Annotated in this window: 20 protein-coding genes and 1 other annotated feature; all 20 genes read left to right on the top strand. The window is 47.0% G+C overall.

Annotated features, from left to right (window positions below; translation table 11 throughout):
• The gene (locus K5677_RS12485) at window positions 1-552 is read left to right on the top strand and encodes a SpoIIIAH-like family protein (RefSeq protein ID WP_296728572.1); all 552 of its coding nucleotides are present in this window, start codon (window positions 1-3) and stop codon (window positions 550-552) included.
• A gap of 326 nt (window positions 553-878) precedes the next feature.
• Window positions 879-1,220 (top strand): Asp23/Gls24 family envelope stress response protein, encoded by a 342-nt coding sequence (locus tag K5677_RS12480; RefSeq protein WP_296728569.1) that lies wholly within the window; start codon window positions 879-881, stop codon window positions 1,218-1,220.
• Window positions 1,217-1,681, top strand: a complete 465-nt coding sequence (locus K5677_RS12475; protein ID WP_296728567.1) for a GNAT family N-acetyltransferase — start codon at window positions 1,217-1,219, stop codon at window positions 1,679-1,681. The genes K5677_RS12480 and K5677_RS12475 overlap by 4 nt, the downstream gene beginning before the upstream one ends.
• Window positions 1,668-2,084 carry a transcription antitermination factor NusB gene (gene nusB, locus K5677_RS12470; RefSeq protein WP_296728564.1) on the top strand — a complete coding sequence of 139 codons (417 nt, stop codon included), beginning with the start codon at window positions 1,668-1,670 and terminating at the stop codon, window positions 2,082-2,084. Before K5677_RS12475 ends, nusB begins: the two co-directional genes overlap by 14 nt.
• The gene (locus tag K5677_RS12465) at window positions 2,077-3,024 is read left to right on the top strand and encodes a peptidase M22 (protein ID WP_296728561.1); all 948 of its coding nucleotides are present in this window, start codon (window positions 2,077-2,079) and stop codon (window positions 3,022-3,024) included. The genes nusB and K5677_RS12465 overlap by 8 nt, the downstream gene beginning before the upstream one ends.
• Window positions 3,024-4,214, top strand: coding sequence for an exodeoxyribonuclease VII large subunit (gene xseA / locus K5677_RS12460; RefSeq protein WP_296728559.1), 1,191 nt, complete (start codon window positions 3,024-3,026; stop codon window positions 4,212-4,214). Before K5677_RS12465 ends, xseA begins: the two co-directional genes overlap by 1 nt.
• 4 nt (window positions 4,215-4,218) lie before the next feature.
• Entirely contained in the window at window positions 4,219-4,416 is a 198-nt protein-coding gene (gene xseB / locus K5677_RS12455) for an exodeoxyribonuclease VII small subunit (RefSeq protein ID WP_296728556.1), read from the top strand.
• Window positions 4,413-5,303 carry a farnesyl diphosphate synthase gene (locus K5677_RS12450; protein ID WP_296728552.1) on the top strand — a complete coding sequence of 297 codons (891 nt, stop codon included), beginning with the start codon at window positions 4,413-4,415 and terminating at the stop codon, window positions 5,301-5,303. Before xseB ends, K5677_RS12450 begins: the two co-directional genes overlap by 4 nt.
• 39 nt (window positions 5,304-5,342) lie before the next feature.
• Window positions 5,343-7,241 carry a 1-deoxy-D-xylulose-5-phosphate synthase gene (gene dxs, locus K5677_RS12445; RefSeq protein WP_296728549.1) on the top strand — a complete coding sequence of 633 codons (1,899 nt, stop codon included), beginning with the start codon at window positions 5,343-5,345 and terminating at the stop codon, window positions 7,239-7,241.
• A complete protein-coding gene (locus K5677_RS12440) occupies window positions 7,228-8,013 on the top strand; it encodes a TlyA family RNA methyltransferase (RefSeq protein ID WP_296728547.1) in 786 nt (261 codons plus the stop codon). The genes dxs and K5677_RS12440 overlap by 14 nt, the downstream gene beginning before the upstream one ends.
• A gap of 11 nt (window positions 8,014-8,024) precedes the next feature.
• Window positions 8,025-8,879, top strand: a complete 855-nt coding sequence (locus K5677_RS12435; protein ID WP_296728544.1) for an NAD(+)/NADH kinase — start codon at window positions 8,025-8,027, stop codon at window positions 8,877-8,879.
• Window positions 8,880-8,895: 16 nt separating this feature from the next.
• Window positions 8,896-9,339, top strand: coding sequence for an arginine repressor (gene argR, locus K5677_RS12430; RefSeq protein ID WP_296728543.1), 444 nt, complete (start codon window positions 8,896-8,898; stop codon window positions 9,337-9,339).
• Window positions 9,340-9,348: 9 nt separating this feature from the next.
• Window positions 9,349-11,010, top strand: coding sequence for a DNA repair protein RecN (recN, locus tag K5677_RS12425; protein ID WP_296728541.1), 1,662 nt, complete (start codon window positions 9,349-9,351; stop codon window positions 11,008-11,010).
• Between the two features lie 14 nt (window positions 11,011-11,024).
• Window positions 11,025-11,564 carry a histidine phosphatase family protein gene (locus tag K5677_RS12420; RefSeq protein ID WP_296728539.1) on the top strand — a complete coding sequence of 180 codons (540 nt, stop codon included), beginning with the start codon at window positions 11,025-11,027 and terminating at the stop codon, window positions 11,562-11,564.
• Between the two features lie 13 nt (window positions 11,565-11,577).
• Window positions 11,578-13,548 carry a beta-galactosidase gene (locus K5677_RS12415; protein WP_296728536.1) on the top strand — a complete coding sequence of 657 codons (1,971 nt, stop codon included), beginning with the start codon at window positions 11,578-11,580 and terminating at the stop codon, window positions 13,546-13,548.
• 6 nt (window positions 13,549-13,554) lie between these two features.
• A complete protein-coding gene (gene dtd / locus K5677_RS12410) occupies window positions 13,555-13,989 on the top strand; it encodes a D-aminoacyl-tRNA deacylase (protein WP_296728534.1) in 435 nt (144 codons plus the stop codon).
• Between the two features lie 82 nt (window positions 13,990-14,071).
• Window positions 14,072-15,676 carry a penicillin-binding protein 2 gene (locus K5677_RS12405; protein WP_296728532.1) on the top strand — a complete coding sequence of 535 codons (1,605 nt, stop codon included), beginning with the start codon at window positions 14,072-14,074 and terminating at the stop codon, window positions 15,674-15,676.
• A 165-nt stretch (window positions 15,677-15,841) separates the two neighbouring features.
• Window positions 15,842-16,038, top strand: a binding site (T-box leader).
• 59 nt (window positions 16,039-16,097) lie between these two features.
• A complete protein-coding gene (alaS, locus tag K5677_RS12400) occupies window positions 16,098-18,728 on the top strand; it encodes an alanine--tRNA ligase (RefSeq protein WP_296728530.1) in 2,631 nt (876 codons plus the stop codon).
• Window positions 18,729-18,779: 51 nt separating this feature from the next.
• Complete coding sequence (locus tag K5677_RS12395; RefSeq protein WP_028514903.1) at window positions 18,780-19,133, top strand: histidine triad nucleotide-binding protein; 354 nt, start codon at window positions 18,780-18,782, stop codon at window positions 19,131-19,133.
• Between the two features lie 10 nt (window positions 19,134-19,143).
• Window positions 19,144-19,683 carry a phosphoribosyltransferase family protein gene (locus K5677_RS12390; protein ID WP_164172509.1) on the top strand — a complete coding sequence of 180 codons (540 nt, stop codon included), beginning with the start codon at window positions 19,144-19,146 and terminating at the stop codon, window positions 19,681-19,683.
• Window positions 19,684-19,743: the final 60 nt, after the last annotated feature.

Here is a 19,743-nt window from a genome sequence, read left to right as displayed (position 1 = left end):
ATGAAAAAGCCATCAATAATAATCGGAAAGAAACAGATAATCATGACCTGCCTGACGCTTATGCTTGCGGTTGCGGTCTACATAAACTATGCCGCCTCGCCGAAGCTTGCTGCCGACAGCACCTCAATGACCTTCGGAAAGGACAAAGACAGTATAAAATACGGCGAGACCGAGTTTGTGAATGCACCTGCGGAGCCTGCCGCCGAGGACTATTTTGCACAGGCTCGACTTGACAAGTTAAAGGACAGAGATGAAGCTGTCCAGACCTTGCAGACTATGATAGGCGGTGGAGATGTTACCGATAACGAAATGGTTGTAAACGCTCTTGATGCAGTGCAGGTCTCAAAGCTTATCGAAAGTGAGGGAACTATCGAATCGCTGGTAAAAGCGCAGGGATTTCAGGACTGTGTGGCATATCTTGACGGTGAGAATGCAAAGGTTGTAGTCAAGACTGAGGGACTCGACAAGGCGCAGGCAGCCTCAATAAAAGAGATAATTCTTGGAGAAACAGAGATACCTGCGGAAAATATAAGGATATTTGAGGTCAAGTAATAAGCGGATAAATATCTGCACTACATTTTTCCACGATTATTGCTATTTTCTGAATTATATGCTATAAGCGCGGAGCCCACGCCGCCTTTTTCGCGCTGAGATAAATATCCGTACCACTTTTTTTCCGCGATTGTTGCTATTTTCTGAATTATATGCTATAAGCGCGGAGCCCGCGCCGCCTTTTTCGCGCTGAGATAAATATCCGCACCACTTTTTTTCCGCGATTGTTGCTATTTTCTAAATTATATGCTATAATATAATAGTCAGGGTGTAAATATGATTATGATTAAAAGATACACTCAAATAAGTGCCGACGGAGGTCCACTATGGAAGTTGAAGAGATGAAGCCTGAGGTTTCAAGCAGACTTAAGATATCAGACGACGTAATTATCGCTATCGCCAAGCTTGCAGCTCTTGATGTCAAGGGAGTGGCAGGTCTTGGCGGAGAGATCGGTAAGATGAGCAAGCTGAGAAGAAATGGTCCTATAAAAATAAGCATGATGGGCGATGTAGCTGCCATAGATATGAAGATAGTCATCAAAAGCGGAGAGAAGGCTGTAAACGTTGCACAAGAGGTACAGACTGTAGTCAAGGAAAATGTCCAGAATATGACAGGTGTTCCTGTTGCAAGAGTCAACGTTATCGTCAGCGGAGTAGTTTTTGAATGATAAGGCGATATAGACCGTCTGATCTGAAAAAGGCTGCCGAGGTATTCCGCGCAGCCTTTGCTGCTGAGCCGTGGAACGAGGACTGGACGCTTGAGCTTGCGGAAACGAGGATAAATGAGCTTATGTCAGCACCGCAGTCTATAGGATATGTATCAGAGAATAACGGAGCTGTACAGGCTATACTTTGCGGCAGAAAGCTCACATACCTTCACGGCGCTGAGTATGTTATAGACGAGTTTTGCGTGTCTCCCGATATTCAGCGCAGCGGAATAGGTTCGGCTGTACTTGATCATGTCAGCAAGGAGCTTACAGGTGAGGGCGCTGCTGCAATGGTCCTTCTGACTACCCGGGGCTATCCAAGTGAGAGGTTTTACATAAAAAACGGTTTTACAGCCAGCGATACAATGATCTTTATGTATCGCCCCATTAAAAATAAGGAGTGTTCAAATGACAAGACGTGAAATAAGAGACAGCGCATTCAAGCTGGTTTTCGAGCAGCTTCTGCGCGATGATGATATAAACGAGCTGTATGAGATAGCTGAGGAAATAGACGAGATAACTGTAAACGATGAGGTAAAGAAGATCGTCGAGGGAACTCTTGCACACGCCTCTGAGCTTGATGAGATCATCTCAAAATACAGCAAATCAAGAAGCATTTCGAGAATCTCAAAGCTGAATCTTGCTATTCTCCGAATTGCAATGTTTGAGTCGCTGTACGATGACAATACTCCAATGAATGCGGCTATCAGTGAGGCTATCAAGCTTTCCATGATGTATACATATCAGGAGGACACAGCCTTTATCAACGGCGTACTTGGCGCATTTTCACGTGATACACAGAAGTCGGAGGGCGAAAATGCCTGAGTATCTGGGAGTCGATACAAGCAATTACACGACTTCTGCGGCGGTGTATATCAGTGAGGAGAACAGGATATACCAGTCCAAGAAGCTTCTTCCTGTCAAGGATGGGGAGCTTGGGCTTCGTCAGAGTGATGCAGTTTTCCACCACACTAAGCAGCTTCCTGAAATGATAGAGCAGCTTTTCGGCGAAAACAGCATAGCTATACCCGAAACTGTAACAGCTTCTGCCAGACCGCGAAACATCGAGGGCTCATATATGCCCTGCTTTCTCTGCGGAGAAGGCTTTGCCCGTTCCTATGCGGCTGTTACGGGAGCTAAGCTCTATACTACATCTCATCAGATAGGGCATATCCTTGCGGCACTTTATTCGTCGGACAGACTCAGCTTTGTGAAAGAGCGGTTTATTGCATTTCACGTCAGCGGCGGAACTACTGACTGCCTGCTTTGCGAGCCCGATGATGATTGCGTACTCAGGATAACGGAGATAGGTACTTCTCTTGACCTAAAGGCAGGACAGGCTGTTGACCGTACTGGCGTTATGCTCGGACTTCGGTTTCCGTGCGGCGCAGAGCTTGAAAAGCTCGCCGTGAATGCCAATAAACACTTCAAGGTAAAGCCTGTGCTGAAGGACGGCAGCTGCTGTCTTTCTGGAGTTGAGAACAAATGCGGAAATATGCTTGACAGCGGTGAAGCTCCCGAGAATATAGCAAAGTATTGTCTTGATTTTATTGCTGAGACTATACTTGCCATGACTGACCATGCTGTCGGCAGATACGGCGAGCTGCCGCTTGTTTTCGCAGGCGGAGTCATGTCTGACGCTATTATCCGCGACAGGATAATTTCCCGATACCCGTCAGCAAGCTTTGCACAGCCTCAGTTTTCTTGTGATAATGCAGCAGGAGTGGCTATATACGGTTATTTAAAAAGCACAGGAGAAAAATAATGCCTGTAATCACAGTTACACAGATAAATAAATATATCGGCTCAATACTGAAAAACGACAGAAATTTGCAGGGAATAATGGTTCGCGGAGAGATTTCCGATTACGTGAAGCATTTCCGAAGCGGACACGTTTATTTTACGCTGAAAGACAGAGAGAGCGCAATAAAAGCAGTGATGTTCGCAAGTGCAGCGGCGCGTTTGAGATTCGAGCCGGAGGACGGTATGTCGGTCATTGCTGCCGGCAGTATCGGAGTCTTTGAGCGTGACGGAGCTTATCAGCTCTATGTCAACGATATTATCCCCGAAGGTGCAGGCAAGGCAAATGTGGCATTGGAGCAGCTTAAAAAGAAGCTGCAAAAAGAGGGTATTTTTGCTGAGGAGCACAAGCGTCCTATACCGCCCATGCCAAAGAAGATAGGTGCAGTCACATCACTTAGCGGCGCGGCAGTCCGCGATATAATAAATGTTCTGTCAAGGCGTTATCCCATAGGCGAGGTATATGCGGTAAATGCGCAGGTGCAGGGCGAGGGGGCTCCCGAGTCCGTATGTGCAGGCATACTCAAAGCAGAGGCGGCTGGCTGTGACGTAATCATAGTCGGACGAGGCGGAGGCTCCAGCGAGGACCTCAGCGCTTTCAATACCGAAAAGGTAGCCTATGCTATATATAACTGCAAGGTGCCCGTTATATCGGCAGTCGGACATGAGACTGATTTCACCATCGCAGACCTTGCCGCAGACCTTCGCGCGCCAACTCCATCAGCGGCGGCAGAGCTTGCGGCTCCTGATATTACGCTTCTTTACGAGAAAATTTCACTTTTAGAGAGAAGAGCAGAGCGCTCGGTACTGGCTGTACTGGACAAGTTCACAGACAGGTTTATCGCGCTGAATGCGCGGCTTGTAGCACAGTCTCCCGAGAACCGTCTCAGGCTTACAGCCGAACGGCTCGAAGCTCTTGATAAGCGCCGTGAAACTGCCTTTCTGCGCTGTATGGACAGGCTTGAAAGACAGCTTGAGGAGAAGGCTGCAAGGCTGGACAGTCTCAGTCCGCTGAAAGTGCTCTCACGAGGTTATTCGCTTGTTTATAAGGGCGAAAGACTGCTGAACAGCTCTGAATCTCTGGCAAAGGGCGATAAAATAAAGATAGGCTTCGGAAACGGCGGTGCAGAAGCCGAGATAATCAATAAATGGTGATATAATGGAAGAAAAACTTACATTTGAAGATAATATGACTCGCCTCGGAAAGATAGTTTCCGAGCTTGAAAAGGGCGATATACCTCTTGAAAAGGCAGTTGAGCTCTACGGCGAGGGCGTGAAGCTCTCAGCAGCCTGCAAAAAGCAGCTTGACGAAGCTCAGATAAAAATAACCGAGGATGACGGAGGAAACGATAAATGAGTAATTTCAAGGAAACAATGCATGAATATATCAAATTTACCGAGGTTAATCTCAAAAAGTACAATGCTTTTTCCGAGAGCATGGCAGCTCAGAAGAATCTCATTGACGCCATGAATTATTCTCTCGAAGCAGGCGGAAAGCGTATCCGTCCTGTGCTTGTATATGCGTTCTGTAATGCTCTCGGAGCTGATTACAGGATTGCAGCCGCACCGGCTGCGGCTATCGAGATGATACACACATTCTCTCTTATCCATGATGACCTCCCTGCAATGGACAACGACGATTTCCGCCGTGGAAAGCCATCATGTCATAAGGCTTTCGGTGAGGCAATGGCTATTCTTGCAGGAGATGCACTGTGTATGCTTCCTTTTGAGGTCATTGCCGACGATAAGCAGCTCACTCCAGAGCAGAAGATAAGACTTGTCTCATGTCTTGCTAAGGGCTCAGGCAGAGAGGGCATGGGCGGCGGACAGGTCATCGACATGGAAAATGAGGAGCGCAGCGACGTTGATGAGGCTAATCTCCGCAATATGTATCATCACAAAACAGGTCAGCTCATAGCTGTATCATGTATGATGGGCTGTATTTGTGCAGGAGCTGACGAGGAGAAGATACAGGCTGCTGCCGATTATGGCTTCAAGCTCGGACTTGCTTTCCAGATAATCGACGATATTCTTGATGTTACAAGCACCACAGAGGAGCTTGGAAAGCCTGTAGGCAGTGACGAAGAAGAAAATAAGACTACCTTCGTTACTCTGTACGGAGTTGAAAAGGCTCAGGAAATAGCAAATAATATAACCGAAGAGGCTCTCGGCTGCCTTGAAAAATTCGGAAACGATGTATTTCTCACCGAACTTACAGAAATGCTTCTGAAAAGAAAGAATTAATGCAAAGGAGCTGCGGAGCTTATCCGCATTTCATGAAAAATGAAGGATAATATAAGTAAAAACGATAAGGTGACGCTGGAGGAGCTCCAGCTCCCACAGGACCTGAAAAAGCTGACTATATCTCAGTGCAATGGACTTTGCAAGGAAATAAGAACCATACTTATATCCACAGTTTCCAAGACAGGCGGACATCTTGCTTCTAATCTGGGAGCTGTAGAGCTTACAATGGCTCTTCACCGCAACTTCAATTCTCCCGAGGATAAGATAGTCTGGGACGTCGGTCATCAGGCTTATACTCATAAGATACTTACAGGAAGACTTGACAGCTTCTCCACACTGAGACAGGAAAACGGCATATCAGGTTTTCCTAAGCCGTCTGAGTCTGAGCACGATACCTTTATCAGCGGACACAGCACCACATCTGTATCTGTAGCCTGCGGTATATCCGAAGCCATGAAGCTTCAGGGCAGAGACAACTATGCCGTAGCAGTTATAGGTGACGGAGCTATGTCGGGCGGTATGTTCTATGAGGCAATGAACAACTGCGGCAGAGACCGCCAGCGCAACCTCATAGTTGTTCTCAATGACAATAATATGTCCATATCAAAGAGCGTTGGTTCGCTGTCAAAGTATCTTACCTCTCTGCGAAATACCGAGAGGTATCTTCACACAAAGAGAGCTGTTGAGCGCGGACTTGAAAAGATACCGCTTGTCGGCAAAAGCGTTTCTAAGGGTATCAAAAATGTCAAGGACTCTGTAAAATCCAATATTCTTGAGCAGAGCACAATGTTCGAGGATATGGGCTTCATATACCTCGGACCTGTCAACGGACATAATCTATCTGAGCTTGAAGAGGTTTTCCACATGGCTAAATCCTATCATCAGCCGGTGTTTGTCCACGTCAAGACAGTAAAGGGCAAGGGCTACAGCCCTGCCGAGGCAAATCCGGGTGAGTATCACGGAATCTCAAAATTTGACATAGCTACGGGAAATCCCGAGGTCGCAGCCGCAGACAGCTATTCTACAGTTTTCGGCAGAGAGCTTGTAAAGCTTGCAGACAAGGACGATAAGCTCTGTGCAATAACAGCGGCTATGAAGTACGGTACGGGACTTCAGTTTTTCCACTTCAAGTACCCCGACAGATTTTTTGATGTCGGTATTGCTGAGCAGCACGCTGTCACCTTTGCAGGAGGACTTGCTTCAATGGGAATGACACCCGTATTTGCGGTGTATTCCACATTTTTGCAGAGAGCCTATGACCAGCTCGTTCACGATGTGGCTATCGGCGGACTTCATGTAGTCCTCGGTGTAGACCGTGCAGGAGTTGTCGGCGAGGACGGTGAAACACATCAGGGACTTCTCGATGTTCCTATGCTTACCTCAATACCCAATACTGTTATTTATTCTCCATCGTGCTACATGGAGATGAAAATGTGCATGAGAAAGGCGATATACGAGGATAAGGGGCTTGCAGCAGTGCGTTATCCGAGAGGCTCTGAAAAAATGGAGTTCGACCAGTCGGATATCACGACAGAATGGCTGTTCAAGCAGCTAAGCGGCAGCAAAACGCTTATCATTACTTACGGAAGATTATATAACGAAGCTGTAAAAGCACAGAAAGAGCTTGAAAAGAGCGGAATAAACTGTGATATACTCAAGCTTACAAAGATATTCCCGCTTGACGGAAAGCTTGGCGATGAGATAAAGCAGTACCCGATGATAGTATTTTTTGAGGAGTCTATGGGCGAGGGCAGTATTTCCGAAAAAGTCGGTGATATCCTCTCAGAGCTCGGTTACTGCGGAGATTACAGCAGAGTTACCGCAGAGGGCTTCGTAAAGCAGGCGTCCGTCCGCTCATGTCTTGACAAGCTTGGACTTACAAGGTGCAGAATGGCGGATTATATCCGCAGCAGGATCAATAACAATGGCAAGGCTTGACAGCGAGCTGGTCTCAAGGGGACTTGCACGAAGCCGTCAGCGTGCTAAGGAAATGATAATTGCAGGAAATGTCACTGTGAACGGAAAGACAGCGAAAAAAGCTTCCGATGAGGTAACAGCAGGGGATGTTATAGAGTCCTCAGAAAACGAGAGCTATGTTGGCAGAGGTGCCTTGAAGCTTGAAAAGGCAGCTGAGGTCTTCGGACTTGACTTCAAAGACAGGATATGTCTTGATATCGGAGCCTCTACAGGCGGATTTACCGACTTTATGCTGCAAAACGGCGCAGCTAAGGTATTCGCCGTTGACACGGGACATGGTCAGCTTGCACAGCGGCTGATAGATGATGAACGTGTCGTCAATATGGAGGGGACAGATATTCGTGATGTTACTGCTGATGATATAGGCGGACAGGCGGACATTATTTCCGTAGACGTTTCATTCATATCTCTTACAAAGATACTTTCTAAAGTATACGAGCTTCTGAAGGACGGTGCTGCTGCTGCGGTGCTCATAAAGCCTCAGTTTGAAGCAGGCAGGGGCGATATAGGCAAGCGCGGCATAGTCAAGGACAGAAAGGTGCATATTCGTGTATTATCTGAGATAAACAGCTTTGCTCAGTCTATCGGCTTTACGGCAGAGCAGTATACCTATTCGCCCGTCCGCGGCGGAAGCGGCAATATAGAGTACCTTGTTAAGCTGGTTAAATCCGCAGGTGAGCCTAAGATACATGACTTCAGGGAGCTGACAGACAGTTCATTTACTAAACTATAAGGAGTGCGTTTATGAAAGCAGCGTTGTACCCAAATTTCCAGAAGACCAATGCGCTCAGCTGTGCCCGTGAAGCCTGTGATGTGCTTGCGGACTGCGGCATAGATGTTTCGGTCAGCGAGATATTCAGAAACGATTTTTCAGACAAACCGCACGTATGCTTTGAAGATATAAACGAGGCTGTAAAGACAGCAGACGTAGTCCTTGCCATAGGCGGCGACGGAACTATACTCCGCTGTGCAAAGCTGCTCATGGGCAGCGATACCAAGCTTCTCGGCATAAATACGGGAACTCTTGGCTTTATGGCAGGCCTTGAAGCTGACCAGCTCGACAAGCTGAGTCTGCTTACAACGGGAGAATACGATATATCCCAGCGAATGACACTTGACGTTCTGTATCACGGCAGGGAAGGCGATGTTACGGCAACTGTTCTCAACGAGGTCTCGGCACGTTCGGGAAGCTTCAGGATATGCGATTTCGAGGTGTATTCAGAGGGCTATCTCGTGGGTAAATACCGTGCAGACGGAGTGCTTTTCAGCACTCCTTCGGGATCTACAGCCTATGCGCTTTCCGCAGGAGGACCTGTTATTGAGCCTGATCTTGAATGTATCGAGATGACTCTGATATGTCCGCATTCGCTGTTTTCGAGGGCTACCATGTTCTCACCCAGCCGAAAGCTCCGTATGAAGGTAACGACTACCCGTGAGGACAGCATGGTAATAAATGTTGACGGTGAGCACTTCGTCAGTCTTTCCCGTGATGAATCAATAGAGATATGCCGCGGAAGGAACAATATAAACTTTATTGACCTTATAGGAAATTCCTTCCACGAATCCCTTTGTAAGAAAATGTGCAAGCCCATAAAATAAGGAGCACGGTGGTATTATGAAAAACCGCAGACACGAAGCAATTCTTGAAATAATTAATGAACAGCCCGTTGCCACTCAGGAGGGGCTTATCGAGCTGCTTGCAGAGCGCGGAATAAAGACCACGCAGGCAACCCTGTCCCGTGATATTCAACAGCTGTCTTTAGTCAAGCAGCGTGATGACAAGGGCATTTACCGCTATACAATGCCTGCTGCGGCAATTACGGAGAAATCTCTCTTTGAAGAAGCCGTCATATCAGTGGATTATGCCATGAATACCATAGTTCTCAAGTGCCGTGCAGGTATGGCTCAGGGTACCTGTGCAGCCATAGATTCCGTTGAGCATCAGGGCATTGTGGGAACTATTGCAGGCGATGATACCATATTTATACTTGTGCGGAGCGAAGCCGATGCAAAGAAGCTTTCCAAAAAGTTTCGCAGCGAGCTTTTCCCCAGGAGGTAAACTCTCAGAATGTTAAAAGAGATATACATACAGAATCTTGCTGTCATAAAAGAGGCTGTCATACCTCTTGGCAGCAGGCTGAATATTTTTACCGGCGAAACAGGTGCAGGTAAGTCTATACTTATCAATGGCATCAATGCTGTTTTAGGACAGCGCTGTACTAAGGACATAGTCCGCACAGGCTGCGAAAAAGCAGTGATAACAGCGCTGTTTACTGAGCTCTCCGATGAGGTGTGCGCAAAGCTTGATGAGCTCGGCATTGCTCACGATGACCGTGAGATAACGGTCACAAGAGAGATAAGTGCTGACGGCGGCAGTGTTTCGCGTATCAACAACAGGACCGCAGCAGCTGCCCTCTTAAAAGAGATAGGCTCAATGCTTATCAATATCCACGGTCAGCACGATAATCAGATACTTCTCGACAGCGAGAAGCATATGCAGATACTTGACGGCTTCGGCGGCGACGATACCCTGCTGAATGAGTACAGGGAGACCTTCCGTGAATTGCAGCAGACCGCAAGACGGCTTGGAGAGCTTAAAAAGCTGGAGCAGTCCCGTCAGGAGCGCAGCCGCTATCTTGAGGAGATAATCAGTGATATCGGCGAGCTTGAGCTTCGTGAAAATGAGGACGAGGAGCTTGAGAAGGAGTATGAAACAGCAAGAAACTCCGAAAAGACCATAATTGCCATAAAGAATGCTGTAAACGCTATAACAGGCGAAGAAGCTGCCAACGATATGCTGGTCTCTGCTGAGACTGAGATAGCTCAGTATACCGACAGCAGCGAAAAGCTGAATACGCTGTATGAGCGCCTTTCGGCAGCAGAGATAGAGCTTGCGGATATTGCTTCAGAGCTTGAATCACTTGCCGAAAGAGTTGAGCTTGACGGGCAGCGGCTGGAATATCTTGGCACAAGGCTGAGCAGTATAAACAAGCTGAAGCGCAAGTACGCCGCTGACTGCGAAGGGCTTATCAAGATGTATGATGACGCCTGCCGCGAGTCTATGCAGCTTGAAAGCTCAGACAGCGAGATAAAGTCTCTTACAGAGAAGCGTGATAAGCTTCTTCACAGAGTAACGGAGCAGGCTAAGAAGCTCTACGATTACCGTGAGAGTACAGCAAAGCGCTTTACTGAGCGTGTAACAGCTGAGCTTGAGTTTCTCAATATGGAGGGCGTTATCATAGCAGTGCGCCACGCAAAGGGCAAGCTCACAGTGAATGGTATGGATAGTGTGGAGTTTCTTATATCTGCAAACAAGGGCGAAGAACCAAAGCCTATATCAAAGATAGCCTCCGGCGGTGAGCTTTCACGTATAATGCTTGCGCTGAAAAGCGTTATTGCTGACAAGGATTCTATCCCGACTATGATATTCGACGAGATAGACACAGGCGTAAGCGGTAAGGCTGCTCAGAAAATAGGCATAAAGCTCCGTGAGATAGGAAAGGTTCGTCAGGTAATATGTGTTACACATCTTTCTCAGATAGCTGTTATGGCAGATGACCACCTGCTGATAGAAAAGCAGATAGTGAGCGACCGCACTGAGACTCATGTAATGCATCTTGATATGGAGGGCAGAGTCGCTGAGATAGCACGTATTATGGGCGGCGACAGTCCGAGTGAGCTTATGCTGGACAATGCTCGCGCAGAGATAGAAAAAGCTTCTGAAATATAACGGGGTGGATCGTATTGAAAATATTCTCAACGAGGCATGGACAGACCTCGTATAACAAGCAGGAGATAATACTCGGAACTACTGATATAGAGCTTGATGAAACAGGCGAAAAACAGGCTCTTGAACTGGCAGACAGGATAGCCGGTATGAACTGCATTGATATTATTATAGCATCACCTATGAAGCGGGCACAGCAGACTGCACGTGCAGTTGCAGAGCGATGCGGACTGGAAATATTCACCGAGGAGCGCCTGCGTGAGTGGGATTACGGCTATTATGAGGGCAAGAGCAGATTTATCGACGGCTTTGCCGAGAATAAAACAGAGTTCGGTGTGAGGATGGGCAAAAGCGGTGAATCCCTTTTGCAGCTTGCACACAGGGTATACTCTGCTCTTGACGATATAATAAGGGTTCACAGCGGCAGAAATGTTCTTATAGTGAGCCACGGCGGTGTTTGCCGCGTCATAGAGACATACTTCAGCGACATGACAACAGAGCAGTTTTCAAACTGGTTCATGGATAACTGCGGACTTATAGAGTATTCCATAGACTGACAGGAGAGATATTATGAAAATAGGCGTTGACTATTATCCCGAGCAGTGGGACAGGGCGTTATGGAAGGCTGACTCGGACCTTATGGCGAGGATAGGCGTTAAGCTTGTGCGTATCGGAGAGTTTGCGTGGTCAAGGCTTGAACCGCGCGACGGTCAGTTTGATTTTCAGTGGCTTGATGAAGCCATAAGCACCTTTTCACGCCATGCCATAGGGATAGTGCTGTGTACTCCGACAAGCTGTCCGCCGTTATGGATGTATGAGACCTATCCGGATATCGTACAGACAGGCGCCGATGGCAGCAGGATACAGACAGGCATAAGAGGACACAGGTGTCTTAATGCCCCCATGTTCATATATTATGCAAAGCGTATCACCGAGCAGCTTGCAAGGCGCTATGCAAATAATCCTGCTATTGTCGCATGGCAGATAGATAATGAAATAGAGGCTTATCCCTGTACCTGTGAGACCTGCCGCGGACTGTTCCGTGACTGGCTAATAGATAAGTACGACACCATTGAAAATATCAATTATGCCTTCGGAAACAGTGTATGGAGCGGCGAATACAGCGACATTTCTCAGATAAAGCCGCCCACAGCTTATCCGAAAGCATGGCAGAATCCTGCTCTCTGTCTTGATTTCAACCGCTTTTCATCTGATACTGCTGTTAAGTTCGTCAATGATATGGCTCAGATAATAAAGCGAGCGAATCCGAGAGCAAAGGTAACTACAAATACCTTTTTCTGCGAGAATACTCCCGATTATTACAAGCTTTTCAGTATGCTTGACTTCACATCATATGACAACTATCCGCCTGTACGCATATCAGAAGATGAAAATGCTCCGGATTCCAATGCCTTTGAGCTTGACTTAATGCGCGGACTAAAACAGCGTAACTTCTGGGTAATGGAGCAGCTCAGCGGTGCTACAGGCAGCTGGGCCCCTATGGGACCGACTCCAAAGCCGGGGCAGATAAAGGGCTATGCTATGCAGGCTATGGCTCATGGTGCTGATACCGTCATGCATTTCCGCTGGAGAACTGCGACTAAGGGCGCAGAGATGTTCTGGCATGGACTTATTGACCACAGTAATGTTCCTTCGCGGCGCTTCAAGGAATTTGCAGAGCTGTGCAGAGAGGCGTCAAAGCTGAGCGTTATTGAGACTACGGAGCTTGTCTCTGACGTTGCTATACTCTATTCACCCGAAAATGACTGGGCATTCAGGATACAGCCGCAGACTGAGGGCTTCAATTACCTTGAACAGCTCAGATATTTTCATTCAGCCTTTACGCGCTATGGAACAAATGTGGATATAATTTCGCCAACAGCCGATCTTTCAAAGTATAAGGCAGTAGTTGCACCTGCAATGTACGTTTACGACAAGGCTTCTGCCGAAAATATCTATCGTTATGTAATAAAGGGCGGTACGCTTGTGATGACCTGCCGCAGCGGCGTTAAGGATCAGTGCAATAACTGTATCATGGAGCCTCTTCCGACGGTATACCGCGAGATGATAGGCGCAGAGGTGAGAGAGTACGATCCTGTCGGCAATACCGAGCAGACCATTGCGGATTTTGCCGGAAATAAGTTCAAATGCCGCCAATGGTGTGATATTCTTGAGCTTACAACAGCCCGTGCTTATGCGGAGTATAAGGACAGCTTCTATGCAGGCAGTCCTGCCGTAACAATGAACCGTTATTGCAGCGGTGTTACGTACTATGTAGGTACAGTCTGCAATATGGATTTCTATGAGAGCCTTGCAGGCAACATTATGAAGCAGACAGGAATACCGCGTCTTAAAGACCTGCCTAAAGGCGTTGAGGTCACCACAAGAACAAACGGACTTGATGATTATATATTCTTCTTCAATAATTCAGAAGAAGAAGCAGATATCACACTTCCAAAGGCGATGTACAGCATTATCGACGGCGGCGAAAGAAATGAGCTTACTCTGGAGCCCTTCGGTATGGATATTGTCAGAAAGTAGGCATAAATGAGAATAGTTTTACAGCGCGTCACCTCTGCAAGTGTGACCGTAGACGGCGAGATCATCGGCAAGATCGGCGTTGGGTTTCTGATACTTTTTGGTGTTGGGCATGATGACACCGAGGAGGACTGCCGCAGACTTGCGGACAAAATTTCCGGGCTTCGCATATTCTCCGATGAAAACGATAAGATAAATCTTGATCTTGACAGTGTAGGCGGACAGCTTCTTGTAGTTCCGCAGTTCACACTGTATGCGGACTGCCGTAAAGGGAACAGACCGAATTTCATACAGGCGGCAAAGCCTGATAAAGCCAATGCACTTTATGAATACTTTGTGGAGTATCTCCGCAGCAAGGGAAAGCACGTTGAGACGGGTGAATTCGGGGCTGACATGAAAGTCGAGCTGCTTAACGACGGACCGTTTACGTTAATACTTGAATGATACAAAAAGTCTGAGATAATTTCTCAGACTTTTTTTGTATATCTGTCCGTATAGTATCCAAGAATGTATATGAGGTGATATTATGGTCAGAAAACGCGGAGAATACGGGGTACTGATACTTACGGCGGTATTTTTTATATCATTTACGCTGATTTCCGCCAATTTTTACAGGCTTGCTGTTTACTCAGGGGAAATACCTGCGGCAGAATCCGACAGCAAGATGACCTTAGAGGCAGGGGAGTGTCAGGGAACAATATATGACCGAAACATGAAACCGCTCACAAATGCCGAAACGAAACATATGGCAGCCGCAGTTCCAGCGGCACTGAATCGTGAGGAGACAGCACAGTATGCTGTGGATAAGGAGCAGTTTTACAGTGATTTTGAAAAGGGAGAACCATTTATTTTTCAATGTACCGATAACGCACTTGAAAGTGAGGGACTAACGGTATTTGAAGTGCCTGTTCGTTATTCAGATATTCAGACTGCACGTCATGTGATAGGCTATTTATCAGACAATAAAGGAGTCGACGGAATTGAATATGCCTATGATTCGGTTTTGCGAAACAGCTTCCCGGAGAACAGCGTGACTTATACAGTTGACGGCTTCGGAAATATAATGATAGGCGACGGAAAGGAGGTATTCCGCACAAAGGCGTACAAAAGCGGAGTTGTGCTTACTATCGACAAGGATATACAGGAAATTTGTGAGAAGTGCGGTGAAAAATTAAAAAAGGGAGCTATAGTCTGCGCGGATATAAAAAATGGAGATATACTGGCAATGGCAAGCTTTCCAAGCTATGAGCCCGATAATATTTCAGAAGCTTTAAATGACGAGAGATGTCCGCTTATTGACAGGGCACTGTATTCCTACAGTGTAGGCTCGGTATTCAAGCTTGTGACTGCCGCATCTGCATTGGAGCAGGGGCTCGGCGGATATATGTATGATTGCGGCGGAAATATTGACGTTGACGGAAAGCTTTTCAACTGCCATAAGCTGGACGGTCACGGCTTGCAGAATATGTCAGAGGCTATGACAAACTCCTGCAACACTTACTTCATAGACCTTAGCCGATGTCTTGATATGGGTAAATACAGACAAATGGCGACCTATCTTGGCTTCGGCAAGGAAAATTACCTCTGTGCAGGCATAACGGGCTCGGGAGGAGTCCTGCCCACGGAAAAGGAACTGAATGTTCCTGCGGAGCTGGCAAATTTCGCATTCGGACAGGGAAAGCTTACGGCAACTCCGTTACAGATAACTCAGCTTACCTGCGCAATTGCAAATAACGGAGAAATGCCTGTACTGAGACTTATAAGAGGACTTACTGCCGACGGGACGGAGATAGGCGGCGAAAAAAATCCTCAGCTTTCAAAGGTAATGAGTGAGGAGACTGCAAAGGAGCTTAGGCAGATGATGATACTTGCAGTGCGCGATAACGAGCGTTCAAAGGCAAAAAGCCGAAAAATAAGCGCAGGAGCAAAGACCTCAACGGCTCAGACCGGAAAGTTCGGCAAAAACGGCGAGGAGCTCTGCCATGCATGGATAACAGGCTTCTTTCCTGCAAGACAGCCAAAATATGCAGTTACTGTCCTGATCGAGGACGGTGGCTACGGAAATGACGCCGCAGCACCTGTATTCCGAAATATTGCTGAAAAGATCAAGGAGCTCAACGAAAAAAGCTGATACACTTGCAATTGGATGATCTGATGATTATTCTGGTGATGATATTCCGCTGCCGTCGGAAATGGTATGAAGCAGGCAAATGAGACAAAAAACGAAAATCTTGCATTTTTTAAGAAATATTTATAAAACCATTGACTTTTCATTGAAACAGCGCTATAATAATAAAGTATAGCAATGACGGGAATGACTGTTATTTATGCGCTGCAGAGAGAAAGCGGTAGGTGTGAGCTTTTACGCATGATACAGGTGCTACCCCTGAGCTACTCTGAGAAATCAGAGCGTATTTCTGCGTTAAAGATGTATGAGGAGGGAGCAGTGCTCCTTCAAATTTGGGTGGTACCACGAGAGCCTTCGTCCCATTTGGCGGCGGGGCTTTTTTTGTATTGCTAAGTTTTATATTTTTATTAAAGGAGATATATTTATGCAGTGGATAGGTCTTAATGATCTTCGTGAAAAGTATCTTTCGTTCTTTGAGAGCAAGAACCATACAAGAATGGCAAGCGCATCTCTCGTTCCTCAGGGTGACAAGAGCCTTCTCCTTATCAATTCTGGTATGGCGCCTCTTAAAAAGTTCTTTCTCGGACAGGCTACACCTCCCAACAAGAGAGTGACAACCTGTCAGAAGTGTATCAGAACTCCTGATATTGAGAGCGTTGGCAAGACAGCACGTCACGGTACATATTTTGAAATGCTCGGCAACTTCTCTTTCGGTGATTACTTCAAGACCGAGGCTATCGAGTGGGCTTGGGAGTTCCTTACCAAGACTCTTGCTATCCCTGCTGAAAAGCTCTGGATAACTATTTTCGAGAGCGATGACGAGGCTGAGCAGATCTGGGAGAAGCATATCGGTATCCCTCATGACAGAATCATCCGTCTCGGCAAGAAAGACAACTTCTGGGAGCACGGCTCAGGTCCCTGCGGTCCATGCTCTGAGATACACTTTGACCGCGGCGAGGCTTATGGTCCTTTTGAGAGCTTCGAGCAGGCAAGCGACTGCGACAGAGTTATTGAGATATGGAACCTTGTATTCAGCCAGTTCGACAGCGACGGCGAAGGCCATTATGCCGAGATGAAGAACAAGAACATAGATACAGGTATGGGACTTGAGAGACTTGCCTGCGTTATGCAGGGCGTTGACAATATCTTCGAGGTAGATACTGTTCAGAATATTATGAAGCATATCTCAAAGATAGCAGGCGTTGAGTACAAGAAAGACGCTAAGAAGGACGTTTCTCTCCGTGTTATCACTGACCATATCAGAAGCACTACCTTCATGGTAGGTGACGGTATCCTTCCTTCAAATGAAGGACGCGGCTATGTTCTCCGCCGTCTGCTCAGAAGAGCTGCACGTCACGGCAGACTTTTAGGCGTAACAAGACCTTTCCTTACAGAGGTCTGCGATACAGTTATCAATGAGAACGCTAATGCATATCCTGAGCTTGCTGAAAAGCGCGACTATATCAAGAAGATAATCGGCGTTGAGGAGGAAGCCTTTGCAAAGACTATCGACAAGGGTACAGAGCTCCTCAATCAGTTCACAGACAAGCTTGCTGCTGATGGCGGAAAGGTCCTCTCAGGCGACGATGCGTTCAAGCTTTCAGATACATATGGTTTCCCGATAGACCTTACTGAGGAAATATGTGAGGAAAAGGGCTACACTGTAGACCGTGAGCGCTTTACAGAGCTTGCTAAGGAGCAGAGAGCAAGAGCTAAGGCTGACCACGCTGCAAAGGCAGGTTCTTCATGGGCTGACAACAGTATAAAGGTAGATGCTCCTGCAACAGTATTCACAGGCTATTCAGCATTTGAGGCTGAGGACGCAGAAGTTCTTGCTATTTACAAGAATGGCAATGAGATAGAGACAGCTGTCGAGGGTGATGATGTTGTAATCGTTCTTGATGTTACTCCTTTCTATGCTGAAAGCGGCGGACAGGTCGGCGATACAGGTATGCTTCTCAACGGTGCTAATATCGCTTCTGTTGATGATACCATAAAGTCTGAGGGACACTTCCTCCACATTGCTACCGTTGAGCAGGGAAGCATCTCAAAGGGTGACAAGGTGCTTGCACAGATTGAAAAGGACAGAAGAATGTCTGTCATGCGCAATCATACAACTGCACATCTTCTCCAGAATGCACTGAGACAGGTCCTCGGTGACCACGTTCATCAGGCCGGTCAGCTTGTAAACGAAAAGGCTTGCCGTTTTGATTTTAACCATTTCAGTGCTATGACCGATGAGGAGATAGCAAGAGTTGAGGATATCGTAAACGGATATATCTTCAGCAATATGCCTGTAACAATGCAGGAAATGCCTATCGATGAGGCGCGTAAGCTTGGTGCTATGGCTCTCTTCGGCGAGAAGTACGGCGATACAGTAAGAGTAGTTACAGCCGGTCCTTCAGTCGAGTTCTGCGGCGGTACTCATCTTTCAAATACAGCACAGATAGGCTTGTTCAAGATAGTGTCAGAGAGCTCTGTTGCAGCAGGCGTAAGACGTATCGAGGCAGTTACAGGTGCAGGCGTTCTTGAGCTTATGAACGGTTTTAAGGATACTATTCTCCGTTCTGCAAAGGCTCTCAAGCTTGCAAACGTGAGTGAGCTTCCCGAGAAGTGTGCTACTATGGCGGCTGAGTCTAAGGAGAAGGATAAAAAGATCGAAAGTCTTACTCAGCAGATAGCTAACTCCAAGACCGCTGCTCTCTTTGATAACGCAAAGGAAGTTGGCGGAATAAAGATAGTTTCAGCAAGAATGGACGGTTCTGCTCCTGATGCGCTCAGAAAGCTGGGCGACAGTGTAAAGGACAGGGAAGAGGCTATCATCGCTCTCTTTGCAGGCACTATGGGCGAAAAGGGTACATTCTACTGCGTATGTACAAAGGACGCTGTTGCAAAGGGTGCTAATGCAGGCAAGATAGTCCGTGAGATAGCTGCTGTAACAGGCGGCAAGGGCGGCGGTAAGCCTGACGGTGCTATGGCAGGTGCAGGCGATATCACTAAGATAGACGAAGCAATGGCTAAGTTTGAAGACGTAGTTGCTGATACAATAAAGTAATACTATGGGCGGCTATGCCTCCCGCGTAATAAATGATAAAGGAGAATCAATATGGACTGTTTATTCTGTAAGATCATCGACGGCGAGATACCAAGCACAAAGGTATACGAGGACGAATTCGTATTTGCATTCAAGGATATTGCTCCGATAGCTCCCGTTCACTATCTCATTATCCCAAAGGTACATATCTCCTGTGCAAATGAGATAACTGAGGAAAACTCCAATGCTGTTGCAAAGGTATTCGAGGCTGCTGCAAAAATTGCAAAGGCCGAGGGCATTGAGAGCTACCGTATCATAAATAACTGCGGCGATGACGCAGGTCAGACCGTTAAGCACCTGCATTTCCATATGCTGGCAGGAGTAAAAATGGGCTGGGGACCTGAGTCTCTGGGCAAGACAGAATAAGGAGGCTGCTATGGCAAATACATATAAAATGACTATTGCAGGGCTTGAAAGGGAGCTTCCTATCTGTCCGCTCAATGATAAGATAGATATTGCGGCTTTCGTTATGTTCTCTGATGTAGAGCTTACTGTCAAGACTGCTGAACAGCTTCTTGGAAAGTCTCCGTATTTTGATATTATCCTTACTGCTGAGTCAAAGGGTATCCCTCTTGCTTATGAAATGGCAAGACAGAGCAGCAAACCCTATGTCGTTGCGAGAAAGTCTGTAAAGCTCTATATGACCGAGCCTATCTCAGTCAGCGTAAAGTCTATAACAACTGCGGCTGAGCAGACACTTTATCTTTCGCAGGAAAAGGCTGCGATGCTTAAAGGCAAGAAGGTGCTCATCGTTGATGATGTTATAAGTACAGGTGAGTCACTGCGCGCTCTTGAAGAACTGGTACACGCGGCAGGCGGAATTATATCAGGCAGATCTGCGGTACTTGCAGAGGGCGATGCTGCGGACAGAAAAGATATATGCTTCTTAGAGAAGCTGCCTCTTTTCTTTAAATAAGGAATAGATTATGAAGCGAAAAATGATTGGAGCTGCAGCAGCGTATATGGCGGGATTGTT

It is taken from the genome of Ruminococcus sp. (assembly GCF_024684275.1).
Note: the sequence above shows the minus strand (reverse complement) of the source record. Positions and strands in the feature narration are given on the sequence as shown.